This window comes from Cupriavidus malaysiensis (genome assembly GCF_001854325.1).
Classification (GTDB): Bacteria; Pseudomonadota; Gammaproteobacteria; order Burkholderiales; family Burkholderiaceae; genus Cupriavidus; species Cupriavidus malaysiensis.
The window spans coordinates 850,227-865,780 of the sequence record NZ_CP017755.1 but is presented as its reverse complement, the minus strand read 5'-3'; the positions used below and the strand labels follow the sequence as shown (position 1 = coordinate 865,780).

The following is a 15,554-nucleotide window of genomic DNA, read 5'->3' as shown; positions in this document are numbered from 1 at the left end:
CCAAGGCGGAGTTCCGCCTCTTGCGAGGGATAACGGACGGGGCCGGGGCAACTTGAGCGACGGGGCGACAGATGGGGGCGGACCCGTGCCATGGGCTGCCTCGGCATGGTATCGGCATCCTCGGCCGTTAATTCAAATTTTTTGAATAAATGATCCACGACTCATCGCCTTTCCCGCCCGGAAGGTTACCTATCATTGCGTTCAAGGACGGCACGACGCCTTCTGGAAAATTAAACGAACTGGAGAGAATCATGCACAACGCTATCACCCGCAAGCTGGTTTCCACCCTGGTGCTGTCCCTCGCCGCCGCCGCTGCCGGCAGCGCGCTGGCCGCCGGCCCGAAGAACATGCAGCCCGGCGACAAGTACGGCTACGACTTCCGCAGCGCAGTGCACGACGTGTACACGGAAGGTGCGCGCGGCGGCAGGTTCGATGCCTTCAGCGAAGGCGCCCGTAGCGCGAAGTTCGATCCGTACACCGAAGGTGCGCGTGGCGCGAAGTTCGATCCCTACACGGAAGGTGCCCGCATCGCGAAGTTCGATCCGTACACCGAAGGTGCGCGTGGCGCGAAGTTCGATCCCTACACGGAAGGTGCCCGCATCGCGAAGTTCGATCCGTACACCGAAGGTGCGCGTGGCGCGAAGTTCGATCCCTATACCGAAGGTGCCCGCATCGCCGGCCTGGACCGCAGCGGTGTCTCCTCTGTCCCGCAGCGCAGCTTCGACGCCTACGGCGAGGGCGCGCTCGGCGGCAAGGCCAATCCCTACACCGATGGCGCGGCGACCTGAGCCACGCCGCCCGGGCGGCGATCCCCGGCCTGATGCGAACATGGCAAGTCCCCGCTACGCCGGGGACTTTTCCATTGGGGTCATTGGAATCATGGGAGCCACGCCGGACATCGCTTTGTGCAGGGCAACATCTTGTGGCCTGGCCGGTCGCGGGGAATAATGCAGGCTTCCCGTCCTCTCGCCTCGCGCGCGGAGGCATGGAGATGCAATCGCCGAAGTACGATCCCGACGGACTGTGCAAGGAGGTCTGACCCCATGAGCCTGCTCGGCATCCTGCTGGCCCTCGCCCTGCTCATCTGGTTGACCTATCGCGGCTGGAGCACCTTGCTGCTGGCGCCCGGCGCCGCCATGCTGGCGGCGGTCTTCGCCGGCGAGCCGCCCCTGGCCCACTGGACCCAGACCTTCATGTACAACGCGGCCGGTTTCGTCGCGCAGTTCTTCCCGCTTTTCCTGCTCGGGGCACTGTTCGGCAAGCTGATGGCCGACAGCGGCTCGGTCTCGGCCATCGCCACCTTGATGACCCGCACGCTGGGAACCCGGCGTGCCATGCTGGCGGTGGTGCTGGCCGGCGCGCTGGTCACCTATGGCGGCGTCAGCCTGTTCGTCGCCTTCTTCGTGATCGCGCCGATGGCGCTGGAGCTGTTCCGTACCGCCGACATTCCGCGCCGCCTGGCGCCGGCCGCCATCATGCTCGGCACCTCGACCTTCACCATGTCGGCCCTGCCCGGCACGCCGGCCATCCAGAACGCCATCCCGATGCCCTTCTTCGGCACCACGCCCTTCGCCGCGCCCGGATTGGGGGCGATCGCCAGCGCGATCATGCTGGGCTTCGGCCTGTGGTGGCTCGGGCGCGCCGAGGCTGCGGCGCGAGCGGCCGGCGAGGGCTTCGGAGACGGGGCGGATGTGCCGGTGGAAGAAGTGGCCGAGCGCGAGCTGGTGCGCGAACGCGCCTCGGTGGCGCGCGAGTTCGATCCGGCCGAGGCGCCGCGCGGACAGCGCAGCAACGATTCGCCCTCGCCCGGGGCCGCTTTGCTGCCCCTGGCCGTGGTGGTCTGCGTCAACCTGCTGATGAGCCTGGTGGTGCTGCCGCGCTGGAATGCCGGCTACCTGGCCGAGGAACGCTGGGGCAGCACCAGCCTGGCGGCGGTGGGCGGAGTGTGGGCGGTGCTGGTGGCGCTGGCCGCAGCCATCCTCTGCCTGCTGGTGCTGAACCACCGCCGCCTGCCGGCCCTGCGTGAAACCATGGACGCCGGCGCCAATGCGGCCGTGCTGCCGGCCTTGAGCGTAGCCAGCCTGGTCGGCTTCGGCTCGGTGGTAGCGGTGCTGCCCGGTTTTGCCGTGGTGCGCGAGTGGGTGCTGTCGATCGAAGGCGGCCCGCTCGTCTCGCTGGCGCTCGCCACCAATGTCTTGGCCGCGCTGACGGGCTCGGCCTCGGGCGGCCTGACGATCGCGCTGCAGGCGCTCGGGGGGAATTTCATGGACATCGCCACCGCCAGCGGCATCGACCCGGCGCTGCTGCATCGCGTCGCCGTGATCGGCGCCGGCACGCTGGACGTGCTGCCGCATAACGGTGCGGTCGTCACGCTGCTCGCCGTCTGCGGTGCCGGGCACCGCGGCAGCTACCGCGACATCGCCGTGGTCGGCATCATCGGCCCGGTGCTGGCACTGGTCGCCGTGATCTGCCTGGGCAACCTGTTCGGGGCCTTCTGATCCGCGCCTGCCCGCTTCCGCCTCAGCCCAGGGCGGCGCCCAGCGTGGCCACGCAGATGGTCAGCAGGCCCAGCAGCAGGTTCCAGCCCACCGCCTGACGGATCCGTCCGAGCGCCACGCCGGCCTGGGCCCAGTCCTCGGCATCGACGCTGCGACGCAGGGCCGCGAACGGCACCGTGTAGACATAGACGAAGATCGCGAACATCAGCAGGCCGCTGCCCATCATCACATGCCAGTTGGGTGGCGCCGCAGATCCTGCCTGGCCGAAGCGCACCATGCCGGTCACGCCGATCAGGATCACGGTGACCCAGACCCAGCCGAGGAAACGCGCCAGCACGGCGCGCCACAGGCGCAGCCGCGGCGGTGGCTCGAGCAGTTCGGCCGCCGCCGGCCGCAGGCAGACATAGGCAAAGAACATCCCGCCGACCCAGATCGCGGCAGCGGCAATGTGGACGAAACGCAGCAGAAGTTCGACATTCATCGGGACCGGCTCCTCGGAAGCACCCGCCCAAGTGCGCGGGACGCGGCCTCCATTCTATGCGCTGGCAAGCGCGGGCGTGGCCCGCGGATGGCACGGTGCCGTGATCCACGGCTGTTCGCCGTGACGTGTTCGCCGCATAATCTGGAGATCCTCAATCCGGCATGATGACCGCCATGGGCCTCGACAGCCGCCACACCCCGCCATCCCGGTGGGGCACGCTCTTCTTGCTGACGTTTCCACCGCTGAGCTGGGCCGGCAATGCCATCGTCGGCCGGCTGGCGGCGGGCCATGTGCCGCCGATCACGCTGAACTTCATCCGCTGGGTGATCGCCGGGGCCATCCTTGCGTGCTTTGCCGGCCGCAGCCTGCTCGCGCACCGCGGCGCCCTGCAGAGGCACGCCGTCATGCTGTGGGTCCTGGGCGCGCTCTCGATCGCCAGCTACAACGCGCTGCAATACCTGGCGTTGAAAACGTCGACCCCGATCAATGTCACCTTGATCGGCGCGTCGACGCCGCTCTTCCTGCTGGTACTGGGTGCCACCGTGTTCAAGGAGCCAGTCAAGCCCTGGCATGTCGCCGGCGCCCTGCTGTGCTTGATCGGCGTAGGCTTCGTGCTGCTGCGGGGCGAGCCCGCCCGGCTGGCCCAGCTCGACTTCGTCGCGGGCGACCTGTTCATGCTGGCGGCGACGATCGCCTGGAGCGGCTACACCTGGCTGTTGCGCAAGCATCGTCCCGACCTGCCGCTACCCGCCTTCATGCTGGCGCAGATCCTCACCGGCCTGGTGGTCAGCGTGCCTTTCGTCGGCTGGGAGCTCGGCGTGGCGCAGGAGTCCATCCGCTGGAGCTGGCGCGTTGCCGCCATCCTGGCCTATGTCGGAACCGTGCCGTCCCTGCTGGCCTATTTCTCCTGGGATCGCGCTATCGCGCGGGCGGGAGCGCAGCTCCCGGTCTTCTTCATCACCTTGACGCCGGTGTTCGCGGCGCTGCTGTCAACGCTGCTCTTGAGCGAATGGCCGCACTGGTACCACGGCGTCGGCCTGGTGGCGATCGGCATGGGCATCCTGCTGGCACAGAAGCGATAGGCACGCGAATCGCGCGACGCAGGAGGAATCGCAAACGATCGCGAAGGAAGCCGGATGATTCAGCACAGATCCTGGTCGACCGGGCATTCGCATGGCCCTCGCCGACACTACAGGAAAATGTATCCGCCGGGCACCTGCGGCGCCCCTCTCTTCGCTGAAAACCGCTGATTGCCGGGCAATTCGCCCGATCCGGCTGATTGCAAGGAAGTTGAGGGTGTAGCCGGCAGACTCGCCCAAAAAGCAGCCTGTTCGATGCTGAAGCGAGCACGTTATGCGACGCGAAGCACCTTTGGCCCGACCCGCTTGTCGCAGCTTCGCGCCCAATCTTGGGCTTCGCCTTCCGGCGAGACTGCCCGGTATTTCGCTTCGTCGGCATCCGCGCGTGCTGCGAGCGCCGCAAAGACAAAACCCCTCGCAGCGTTTGCTGTCGAGGGGTTTTGCGGGAGGGAGAGCCTGGCGATGACCTACTTTCACACGGGTAGTCCGCACTATCATCGGCGCAAAGTCGTTTCACGGTCCTGTTCGGGATGGGAAGGGGTGGTTCCGACTCGCTATGGTCACCAGGCATAAGGGGTTGCTGCGCCGGGGTTGAGCCGTCGCAGCGAATAGGGATGTAGTCTTGGTTGTGAGGTATCGGCACCGTCCTGGGCACACGCGATACGTCAACCAGTGAAACACACTGGTTATAGGATCAAGCCTTACGGGCAATTAGTACTGGTTAGCTTAACGCATTACTGCGCTTCCACACCCAGCCTATCAACGTCCTGGTCTCGAACGACCCTTCAAGGAGGTCAAGCCTCCAGGGAATCCTCATCTTCAGGCGAGTTTCCCGCTTAGATGCTTTCAGCGGTTATCTCTTCCGTACATAGCTACCCTGCGATGCCTCTGGCGAGACAACAGGTACACCAGCGGTACGTCCACTCCGGTCCTCTCGTACTAGGAGCAGCCCCCGTCAAGATTCCAACGCCCACGGCAGATAGGGACCAAACTGTCTCACGACGTTTTAAACCCAGCTCACGTACCTCTTTAAATGGCGAACAGCCATACCCTTGGGACCGGCTACAGCCCCAGGATGAGATGAGCCGACATCGAGGTGCCAAACACCGCCGTCGATATGAACTCTTGGGCGGTATCAGCCTGTTATCCCCAGAGTACCTTTTATCCGTTGAGCGATGGCCCTTCCATACAGAACCACCGGATCACTATGTCCTGCTTTCGCACCTGCTCGACTTGTCGGTCTCGCAGTTAAGCACGCTTTTGCCATTGCACTTTAGGTACGATGTCCGACCGTACCAAGCGTACCTTCGAACTCCTCCGTTACACTTTGGGAGGAGACCGCCCCAGTCAAACTGCCTACCATGCACTGTCCCCGACCCGGATTCACGGGCCAAGGTTAGAACCTCAAACAAACCAGGGTGGTATTTCAAGGACGGCTCCACCGGAACTAGCGTCCCGGTTTCAAAGCCTCCCACCTATCCTACACAGATCGGTTCAAAGTCCAATGCAAAGCTACAGTAAAGGTTCATGGGGTCTTTCCGTCTAGCCGCGGGGAGATTGCATCATCACAAACACTTCAACTTCGCTGAGTCTCGGGAGGAGACAGTGTGGCCATCGTTACGCCATTCGTGCAGGTCGGAACTTACCCGACAAGGAATTTCGCTACCTTAGGACCGTTATAGTTACGGCCGCCGTTTACCGGGACTTCAATCAAGAGCTTGCACCCCATCATTTAATCTTCCGGCACCGGGCAGGCGTCACACCCTATACGTCCACTTTCGTGTTTGCAGAGTGCTGTGTTTTTATTAAACAGTCGCAGCCACCAGTTTATTGCAACCCCTTCACCCTTCTGGCGCAGGCCAGTCAAGCTACCAGGGCGTACCTTATCCCGAAGTTACGGTACCAATTTGCCGAGTTCCTTCTCCCGAGTTCTCTCAAGCGCCTTAGAATACTCATCTCGCCCACCTGTGTCGGTTTGCGGTACGGTCTCGTATGACTGAAGCTTAGAGGCTTTTCTTGGAACCACTTCCGATTGCTTCGCGACACATGGTCGCTCGCCCCACAGCCTTGAATCCCGCGCCCGGATTTGCCTAAGCGCCTTCTCCACTGCAGGGACCGGGACTTCCAACACCCGGACAACCTTCCGCGATCCGTCCCCCCATCGCATCATACGACGGTGCAGGAATATTAACCTGCTTCCCATCAGCTACGCATCTCTGCCTCGCCTTAGGGGCCGACTCACCCTACGCCGATGAACGTTGCGTAGGAAACCTTGGGCTTACGGCGAGGGGGCCTTTCACCCCCTTTATCGCTACTCATGTCAGCATTCGCACTTCTGATACCTCCAGCATCCTTTACAAGACACCTTCACAGGCTTACAGAACGCTCTCCTACCACGCGCTTGCGCGCGTCCGCAGCTTCGGTGACTGGCTTAGCCCCGTTACATCTTCCGCGCAGGACGACTCGATCAGTGAGCTATTACGCTTTCTTTAAAGGGTGGCTGCTTCTAAGCCAACCTCCTGACTGTTTTAGCCTTCCCACTTCGTTTCCCACTTAGCCAATCTTTGGGACCTTAGCTGGCGGTCTGGGTTGTTTCCCTCTTGACACCGGACGTTAGCACCCGATGTCTGTCTCCCGTGATTGCACTCTTCGGTATTCGGAGTTTGCTATGGCGGGGTAATCAGCAATAGACCCCCCAACCATGACAGTGCTCTACCCCCGAAGGTGAGACACGAGGCACTACCTAAATAGTTTTCGGAGAGAACCAGCTATTTCCAGATTTGTTTAGCCTTTCACCCCTATCCACAGCTCATCCCCTAGTTTTTCAACACTAGTGGGTTCGGTCCTCCAGTACGTGTTACCGCACCTTCAACCTGGCCATGGATAGATCATCTGGTTTCGGGTCTACACCCAGCGACTGAACGCCCTGTTCGGACTCGCTTTCGCTACGCCTGCCCTAATCGGTTAAGCTTGCCACTGAATGTAAGTCGCTGACCCATTATACAAAAGGTACGCCGTCACCCGTTTCCAGGCTCCGACTGTTTGTATGCATGCGGTTTCAGGATCTATTTCACTCCCCTCCCGGGGTTCTTTTCGCCTTTCCCTCACGGTACTGGTTCACTATCGGTCGATCACGAGTATTTAGCCTTGGAGGATGGTCCCCCCATCTTCAGACAGGATTTCACGTGTCCCGCCCTACTTGTCGTACACCTAGTTCCACAACGCTGTTTTCGCATACAGGGCTATCACCTGCTATGGCCGGGCTTTCCATCCCGTTCTGCTAACAATGCTGCTAAAGAGTACAAGGCTCTTCCCATTTCGTTCGCCACTACTCTGGGAATCTCGGTTGATTTCTGTTCCTGCAGCTACTTAGATGTTTCAGTTCGCCGCGTTCGCTTCCCTTGCCTATGTATTCAGCAAGGGATGACCCATACGGGCCGGGTTTCCCCATTCGGACATCTCCGGATCAAAGCTCGTTTGCCAGCTCCCCGAAGCTTTTCGCAGGCTACCGCGTCCTTCATCGCCTGTGATCGCCAAGGCATCCACCACATGCACTTGTTCGCTTGACCCTATAACGAGTGTGTCTCAAGCTCGCGCTTGAAACGCTCATTACAGGTTGAGTTCTCGCATTTGTGCCGTATTCCAAGTCATCTTTCGATCACTTAAATACTTTGGTTGATACAATCACAACCCGGTATCACGTTAAACTACTGCGCGTCTCATCAACACGCCGTGACACCTTTACTACATCCCATATTGTTAAAGAACAGCCGATGCTTTCGCATCGCTTGGCCAACGCCAAATGCAAGCGCTCAACGCTAAGCGCTTGCATTTGGCTTGTCCAACCCAAGGTCGATGGTGGAGGATGACGGGATCGAACCGACGACCCCCTGCTTGCAAAGCAGGTGCTCTCCCAGCTGAGCTAATCCCCCTCGGATAACTTGGTGGGTCTGGTAGGACTTGAACCTACGACCCCCGCCTTATCAAGACGGTGCTCTAACCACCTGAGCTACAGACCCTTGGCTGTAACAGCAAACAGACCGATAAGTGTGAACGCTTCACTTGGGAAGCACGCTCTGGAAAGGAGGTGATCCAGCCGCACCTTCCGGTACGGCTACCTTGTTACGACTTCACCCCAGTCATGAACCCTGCCGTGGTAATCGCCCTCCTTGCGGTTAGGCTAACTACTTCTGGCAAAACCCACTCCCATGGTGTGACGGGCGGTGTGTACAAGACCCGGGAACGTATTCACCGCGGCATGCTGATCCGCGATTACTAGCGATTCCAGCTTCACGTAGTCGAGTTGCAGACTACGATCCGGACTACGATGCGTTTTCTGGGATTAGCTCCCCCTCGCGGGTTGGCAACCCTCTGTACGCACCATTGTATGACGTGTGAAGCCCTACCCATAAGGGCCATGAGGACTTGACGTCATCCCCACCTTCCTCCGGTTTGTCACCGGCAGTCTCTCTAGAGTGCCCTTTCGTAGCAACTAGAGACAAGGGTTGCGCTCGTTGCGGGACTTAACCCAACATCTCACGACACGAGCTGACGACAGCCATGCAGCACCTGTGTCCACTTTCCCTTTCGGGCACCTGATGCATCTCTGCTTCGTTAGTGGCATGTCAAGGGTAGGTAAGGTTTTTCGCGTTGCATCGAATTAATCCACATCATCCACCGCTTGTGCGGGTCCCCGTCAATTCCTTTGAGTTTTAATCTTGCGACCGTACTCCCCAGGCGGTCAACTTCACGCGTTAGCTTCGTTACTGAAGAAATGAATCCCCAACAACTAGTTGACATCGTTTAGGGCGTGGACTACCAGGGTATCTAATCCTGTTTGCTCCCCACGCTTTCGTGCATGAGCGTCAGTCACGTCCCAGGGGGCTGCCTTCGCCATCGGCATTCCTCCACATCTCTACGCATTTCACTGCTACACGTGGAATTCTACCCCCCTCTGACGCACTCTAGCCTTGCAGTCACAAGCGCCATTCCCAGGTTGAGCCCGGGGATTTCACGCCTGTCTTACAAAACCGCCTGCGCACGCTTTACGCCCAGTAATTCCGATTAACGCTCGCACCCTACGTATTACCGCGGCTGCTGGCACGTAGTTAGCCGGTGCTTATTCTTCCGGTACCGTCATCCCTCCGGGGTATTAGCCCAAAGGATTTCTTTCCGGACAAAAGTGCTTTACAACCCGAAGGCCTTCTTCACACACGCGGCATTGCTGGATCAGGGTTGCCCCCATTGTCCAAAATTCCCCACTGCTGCCTCCCGTAGGAGTCTGGGCCGTGTCTCAGTCCCAGTGTGGCTGATCGTCCTCTCAGACCAGCTACTGATCGTCGCCTTGGTGAGCCTTTACCTCACCAACTAGCTAATCAGACATCGGCCGCTCCTATTGCGCGAGGCCTTGCGGTCCCCCGCTTTCACCCTCAGGTCGTATGCGGTATTAGCTAATCTTTCGACTAGTTATCCCCCACAACAGGGCACGTTCCGATGTATTACTCACCCGTTCGCCACTCGCCGCCAGACCGAAGTCCGCGCTGCCGTTCGACTTGCATGTGTAAGGCATGCCGCCAGCGTTCAATCTGAGCCAGGATCAAACTCTTCAGTTCAATCTCTGTGTGGTTCCGCGCAGTTGCCTGCGCAAACCTCGCTCTTTCGAGCGGTCGCTCACTCTCAGAAAACTGACTGGCTCCGTCCGAAGACGAAACCAAACATGTTTACTGTGCGAGCACTGATAACTTGTAAGCTAGAAGACCGAGGTCTTCCGCTTCCCGCATCAAGCGCCCACACTTATCGGCTGTTTGTTTGTTAAAGAACTCACGCGATTCGCTTTGCTTACCGCGTCGCTGCGTTGTCAGCAGCAGAGAAACGAGATTATGAACAACTTTCTGCGTTTCGTCAACAGGTTCGAAGCATCTTTTTCGCTTCGGTCAGTCGCGCTTCGCAGCACCACCCACCATCCTGCCAACCCCGCAACCCGCGTCGCTGCTGGCTTTGCCGCTGCGCTTCGTGTTGCGAGGGGGCGAATAGTAGGCCAGTCCGGCCGCCTTGGCAAGACCTTCATGAAGAAATTTTGACAGCCTCCCGCGGCCGGCCAGCGGGCACCCCGACACTGACGGCAAGGCCCATGCTGAGATCCGGATAGAATCGCCTGATGCCGGACCATCCAGATTCCCACCCCGCCCTGGAACTCGACCCGCTCGCGCTGGCGGCGTCGCTACCGCGACCGATCGCCTTCGTGGACCTGGAGACGACCGGGGCCAACGCCCAGCACGACCGCATCACGGAGATCGGCGTGGTGGAGGTCGGCCCGGACGGCATCGTGGAGTGGGAGACCCTGGTCGACCCCGGCACGCCGATCCCACCGTTCATCCAGCGGCTGACCGGCATCCACGACGAGATGGTGCGCGGCAAACCCAGCTTCGACAGCCTGGCGGAAGGGCTGGCCGAGCGGTTGCACGGCAAGCTCTTCGTCGCCCACAACGCCCGTTTCGACTATGGCTTCTTGAAAAGCGAATTCCGCCGTGCTGGCGTGGACTTCCGCGCCGATGTCTTGTGCACGGTCCGGCTGTCGCGCTCCCTGTTTCCCACAGCGGCACGCCACGGCCTCGACGCACTGATCGGGCGCTTCGGGCTGCAGCCGAAGGGGCGCCACCGCGCGCTGGCCGACGCCGAGCTGCTGTGGCAGTTCTGGCAGCACATCCACGCGCAGTACTCGCCGGCCCTGGTGGATACCGCCGTGCGCTCCCTGGTCAAGCATGGCAGCCTGCCGCCAGGACTCGAGGAGGACGCCCTCGACGGCATCCCCGACCGTCCCGGCGTGTACCTGTTCTACGGCGACCAGCCGATGCCTCTCTATATAGGGAAGAGCATCCACCTGCGCCAACGCATCAGCGCACACTTCTCCAATGATCACCGCGATGCCAAGGACGCCAGCCTGTCACGCGCCATACGACGGCTGGAGTGGCGCGAGACCGGGGGCGAAATCGGCGCCCTGCTGCTGGAGGCCCGGCTGATCAAGACCCTGCAGCCGCTGCACAACCAGCGCCTGCGGCGCAATGCCCGGCTCTATTCCTGGGAGATGCCGCCAGGCCTGGCGGCGCCGCGACTGCGCTCGGACCGCGACACCGATTTCAGCCGGCCATCCGCCCTCTATGGCGCCTTCCCGAGCCGCGCCGCTGCCGAGAGCGCGCTGCGTGCGCTGGCCCAGGAACACGGCCTGTGCGAGTCCACCCTGCGCCTGGAACGCCACAAGCGCGCCGGCACGCCCTGCTTTGCCCATCAACTGCAGCGCTGCGCCGGCGCCTGCGTGGGCAAGGAGCCGGCCGCCGAGCACCGCGCCCGCACCGAGTCGGCCCTGGCGTCGATGGCGCTGCGCCCCTGGCCCTTCCCGGGCCCGGTGGCCTGGCGCGAGGGGCGGGGCGCGCGCCACCCCTGGCATGTGCTGGAGAACTGGTGCTACCTCGGCTCGGCCCCGACCCTGGCAGCCACGCCGGACCTGCTGGGCAGGCATGCCAGCTTCGATCTCGATACCTACCAGATCCTGCTACCCCACCTGGACGTCTTGCTGGCCGAGGCCCGCCCGCTCCCGCGCGGCCGCGAGTTCGTGCTGGAGGCACCTCAGGCCACGCTGGCCCCGACACCCGCACACGGAGAAGCCGTCACGGGCGCCGCGGACCGCACCGTGTCCGCCGGACGCGCGCGGCGGCGCCGGCAGGCCGACACCCTGCCGCTACCATTCAGCGACTGAGCCAGAAAGCACCGAAACGGTGCTTTGTATACCAAAAGAATCCCGCGACTCGCGCATTACCGCTCAAGGGATGCTGCTGAAATCCCCATTTCCGCGCAGAATCCTGCAAAATCTCCTTAAAAATCACGCTGCATTGCACCATATACGGGAAAACCAGGTAGCCCGCAGAATCGCCTTGCAGAGGGGTGCGTTTAGAATATAGTATACCGATTCAACTCTCCCAGCCCCCACGGCAGCCGCCCCTTCGGCCGGCACCGACCAGAGAGATGGAGTGAATCGTGAACCGGCAAGATCTCGCAGGCGATGAAGCCTGGCAGCAGGACTCCCAGGACCTCCGCTTCCTGCCCGTATGGCAGGCCGCTGCCCGCCTGGCGCGCGGCGAGACCTGCGCCATGGAACTGGTCGACTGCTGTGAGACGGCCTACCGCCAGGGCCACGCCAGCATCAACGCGCTGGTGCTGGCCGACTTCGATGCGGCGCGGGCCGCGGCCGCGCGGAGCGATGCGCGGCGCGCGCGGGGACAAGCGCTGGGACCGCTCGACGGCATCCCCTTCTCCATCAAGGAATCCTTCGATGTCGCCGGCTGGCCGACCACCTGCGGCAACCCTGCCCATGCTGGCAATGTGCCCGCCGCGGACGCCGCCGTGCTCGAACGCCTGCGCGCCGCCGGCGCGGTGCTGCTGGGCAAGACCAATGTCCCCATCGCCTTGCGCGACTGGCAGAGCTATAACGCGCTCTACGGCACGACGCGCAATCCGCATGACCCCTCGCGAACGCCAGGCGGCTCTTCGGGCGGCAGTGCCGCCGCGGTCTGTGCCGGCATGAGCTTCTTCGATATCGGTTCCGACATCGGCTCGTCGCTGCGCAACCCCGCCCACTACTGCGGCGTGTTCTCGCACAAGAGCAGCCACGGCGTGGTACCGCTGCGCGGCCACGGCATCGGCACGCACTACGGCGAACAGGAGATCAATGTCGCCGGCCCGCTGGCGCGCAGCGCGCGCGACCTGGAGCTGGTGCTGGATACGCTCGCCGGGCCCGATGGCGAAACGGCCCTTGCCTGGCGCCTGCAGTTGCCGGCCTGCCCCAGGCAAGGGTTGGCGGACTTCCGCGTGGCGGTGCTGCCCACCCATGCGCTGGCCGAGGCCGACAGCGAGGTCGGCGATCAGATCGAAGGCCTGGGCCGCTGGCTGGAGGCACAGGGCGCGCAGGTGGCATGGCACCGGCGCCCGGATTTCGACGCCGACGAACTGTGGCACACCTATGTGACGATGCTGCGCGCCACCACCTCGGTCCACATGGACGAGGCCGGCTTCGGCGCGGTGCTGGCCCAGGCCGCCGGGCTCGATCCGCAGCGGCGCGACTACGCCGCGCTGCAGTATACGGGGGCGGGCATCCGGCATCGCGACTGGCTGCAGTTGCAGCAGAAGCGGGCAGCCTTCGCCGCCTCATGGCAGCGCTTTTTCGCCGAGTTCGACGTCCTGCTCTGCCCTGCCGCGGTCACCACCGCCTTCCCCATCGACGAGAGCGGCGAGCCCTGGCAACGCACGCTCGCGGTCAACGGCGGCACGCTGCCGCTGACCAGCCAGTTGTTCTGGGCCGGCCATTCCGGCCTGTGCGGCCTGCCCTCGACGGTGGCGCCGATCGGCCCGGGCCGCAGCGGCCTGCCGGTGGGCGTGCAGATCGTGGCGGCACGCTACGCCGACCTGACTTCGCTGCGCTTCGCCCGCCTGCTGGAGCAAGCGGGCTTCGCCTTCCGGCCGCCTGCGGCCTCCCCGCGCGCGCTGCCATAAGAGCAGCCGCCACCCCACCACCCCCACTCATCTCAAAGAACAGAAGGAGCGATCATGCTGGACTGGTTCCGGGATCTATCACGCATGGAGCGCAAGGGCTTCTACGGCGCTTTCCTCGGGCATGCGGTCGACGTGTTCGACTTCATGATCTATTCCTTCCTGATCACGACGCTGATCGCCCAGTGGGGCATGAGCAAGTCGACGGCGGGCGCCATCGTCACCTGGACGCTGGTGTCCTCGCTGGTCGGCGCCATCGGCGCCGGCATCCTGGCCGACCGCTATGGCCGCGTGCGCGTGCTGCGCTGGACCATCGTACTGTTCTGCGTGTCCTGCTTCCTGTGCGGCCTGGCCAACAGCCCCGAACAGCTGATGGCCTTCCGCATGCTGCAGGGCCTGGGCTTCGGCGGCGAGTCCTCGCTGTGCATGGTGCTGGTCACCGAGCTGATCCGCAACCCGGCCCACCGCGGCAAGTATTCCGGCTTCACCGCCAGCAGCTATTCCTTCGGCTGGGGCGCCGCCGCCATCGCCTATGCGATCGCCTTCAGCGTGCTGCCGCCGGAGACGGCGTGGCGGGCCTGCTTCTTCGTCGGCATCCTGCCGGCGCTGATCGTCATCTACATGCGCCGCAACCTGGAAGAGCCCGAGGTCTTCGTCAAGAGCCGGGCCGAGGCCGGCACCGGCCCCTCGGCGCTCGGCCAGCTGGCACGCCTGGGCAGCCGCCAGCTGCTGGGCAAGACGGTGCTGTGCAGCCTGCTGTCCGGCGGCATGCTGGGCGCCTACTACGCCATCGCCACCTGGCTGCCGACCTTCCTCAAGACGGAACGCGGCCTGTCGGTGTTCGGCACCAGCTCCTACCTGGCCGTGACCATCGTCGGTTCGCTGGCCGGCTACGTGGCCGGCTCCTATGCCTCCGATCGCTGGGGCCGGCGCCTGACCTATGTCGCCTTCGCCGCCGGCGCGCTGGTGATGGCCATGGTCTATATGGTGATTCCGGTCTCCAACACCTCGATGCTGCTGCTGGGCTTCCCGCTGGGCGTGCTGATGCAGGGCGTGTTCGCCGGCATCGGCGCCACCATCTCGGAGTCCTATCCGAACGATATCCGCGCGACCGGCTACGGCGTCTCGTACAACATCGGGCGCGTGATCGGCTCGCTGTTTCCGCTGTCGGTCGGCTGGCTCAGCAGCGGCCGCACCTCGCTGCCGATCGCCATCGCTATCGTCGCCGGTGCCGGCTACGCCATGGTGGTGGGCGCCGCGCTGCTGCTGCCCGAGACGCGCGGCATGGACCTCGACCAGGCCGGCGGCAGCGGCGGCCCGGATGACGACCGCGCAGCGGACGGCAGCGCGCCGGTGCTGGCGCCGGTGGTGGGCAAACCCGCATAAGGCGGCGGCCGGCCGCTTGTCAGCCGCGCGGCCGCGGGCTAGCCTTTGGCGGGATCCCCTTGCCGCCGGAGGAACCATGCCGCACGCCCGCCCTCGCCAGCCCCGGCGCTCCACACTCTGCGCGGGCCTGGCCCTTTGCACGCTGGCCGCCTGCGCCAGCCTGCAGGACAACGTCATGCAGCGTGCCCTCGATACCTGGCACGCGGCCCCCATCGAAGAAGCCAAGGTGCAGTGGGGCCCGCCGCAGGCCGTGCAGGTCGTGCCCGACGGCACGGCCTACCTCTGGGTGGAGGAAGTCCCTGGCGCCCGCGCGCCCGGCACCGGCCCGAACGATGCGCGCGCCCCGACCGACCCGCCGCTGGTCGTGCACAACGGCATCTGCCGGCGCCGCCTGGTCACCGGCCCCGACGGCCGCGTCTTCCGCGCCGACTGGAGCGGCGACGCCTGCTGCATGACCACGGCCTTCGGACAATGCGCGAAACTGCCGCGCAAGGTGCCGGCTTCCGCCCCGCCGGCGGCGTCCTGAGCGCCCGTCCCGGCGCGCCACACCGACTTGGTGCCGACGCCTGT

General features: G+C 63.6%; 8 protein-coding genes, 2 tRNA genes and 3 rRNA genes. 7 read left to right on the top strand and 6 right to left on the bottom strand.

Translation table 11 applies throughout. The features are described from left to right. The first annotated feature begins 251 nt into the window (after positions 1 to 251). A complete protein-coding gene (locus tag BKK80_RS23605) occupies positions 252 to 788 on the top strand; it encodes a hypothetical protein (protein WP_071071534.1) in 537 nt (178 codons plus the stop codon). Positions 789 to 1,043: 255 nt separating this feature from the next. Then, positions 1,044 to 2,498, top strand: a complete 1,455-nt coding sequence (locus BKK80_RS23600) for a GntP family permease (RefSeq protein ID WP_071071533.1) — start codon at positions 1,044 to 1,046, stop codon at positions 2,496 to 2,498. 22 nt (positions 2,499 to 2,520) lie between these two features. Here BKK80_RS23600 and BKK80_RS23595 read toward each other — a convergent pair whose 3' ends face one another. Continuing rightward, the gene (locus BKK80_RS23595) at positions 2,521 to 2,979 is read right to left on the bottom strand and encodes a CopD family protein (RefSeq protein WP_071021735.1); all 459 of its coding nucleotides are present in this window, start codon (positions 2,977 to 2,979) and stop codon (positions 2,521 to 2,523) included. A gap of 161 nt (positions 2,980 to 3,140) precedes the next feature. Between BKK80_RS23595 and BKK80_RS23590 the strand changes: the two genes are divergently transcribed. Beyond that, complete coding sequence (locus BKK80_RS23590; RefSeq protein ID WP_236903933.1) at positions 3,141 to 4,061, top strand: DMT family transporter; 921 nt, start codon at positions 3,141 to 3,143, stop codon at positions 4,059 to 4,061. A gap of 451 nt (positions 4,062 to 4,512) precedes the next feature. Here the strand turns inward: BKK80_RS23590 and rrf are convergent. The 5 genes from rrf to BKK80_RS23565 form a co-directional block, all read right to left on the bottom strand. Continuing rightward, a 5S ribosomal RNA gene (gene rrf / locus BKK80_RS23585) occupies positions 4,513 to 4,626 on the bottom strand. A 122-nt stretch (positions 4,627 to 4,748) separates the two neighbouring features. After that, positions 4,749 to 7,627, bottom strand: a 23S ribosomal RNA gene (locus tag BKK80_RS23580). 287 nt (positions 7,628 to 7,914) lie between these two features. Further along, positions 7,915 to 7,990: transfer RNA gene (locus tag BKK80_RS23575), tRNA-Ala, on the bottom strand. A 10-nt stretch (positions 7,991 to 8,000) separates the two neighbouring features. Then, positions 8,001 to 8,077 (bottom strand) — tRNA-Ile (locus tag BKK80_RS23570). 61 nt (positions 8,078 to 8,138) lie between these two features. Then, positions 8,139 to 9,670: ribosomal RNA gene (locus BKK80_RS23565) — 16S ribosomal RNA — on the bottom strand. The 16S, 23S and 5S rRNA genes sit together here with 2 tRNA genes alongside, the layout of an rRNA operon. A gap of 545 nt (positions 9,671 to 10,215) precedes the next feature. Here BKK80_RS23565 and BKK80_RS23560 point away from each other — a divergent pair. From BKK80_RS23560 to BKK80_RS23545, 4 genes are all read left to right on the top strand, one after another. Next, on the top strand, positions 10,216 to 11,811 hold the full coding sequence (locus BKK80_RS23560; RefSeq protein ID WP_071071531.1) for a 3'-5' exonuclease family protein: 1,596 nt from the start codon (positions 10,216 to 10,218) through the stop codon (positions 11,809 to 11,811). A gap of 278 nt (positions 11,812 to 12,089) precedes the next feature. Continuing rightward, positions 12,090 to 13,601: an amidase gene (locus BKK80_RS23555; protein ID WP_071071529.1), complete on the top strand. Its 1,512-nt coding sequence runs from the start codon at positions 12,090 to 12,092 to the stop codon at positions 13,599 to 13,601. A 54-nt stretch (positions 13,602 to 13,655) separates the two neighbouring features. Further along, positions 13,656 to 14,984, top strand: a complete 1,329-nt coding sequence (locus BKK80_RS23550) for an MFS transporter (protein WP_071021743.1) — start codon at positions 13,656 to 13,658, stop codon at positions 14,982 to 14,984. A gap of 76 nt (positions 14,985 to 15,060) precedes the next feature. Next, positions 15,061 to 15,510 (top strand): hypothetical protein, encoded by a 450-nt coding sequence (locus BKK80_RS23545; RefSeq protein ID WP_071071527.1) that lies wholly within the window; start codon positions 15,061 to 15,063, stop codon positions 15,508 to 15,510. Positions 15,511 to 15,554: the final 44 nt, after the last annotated feature.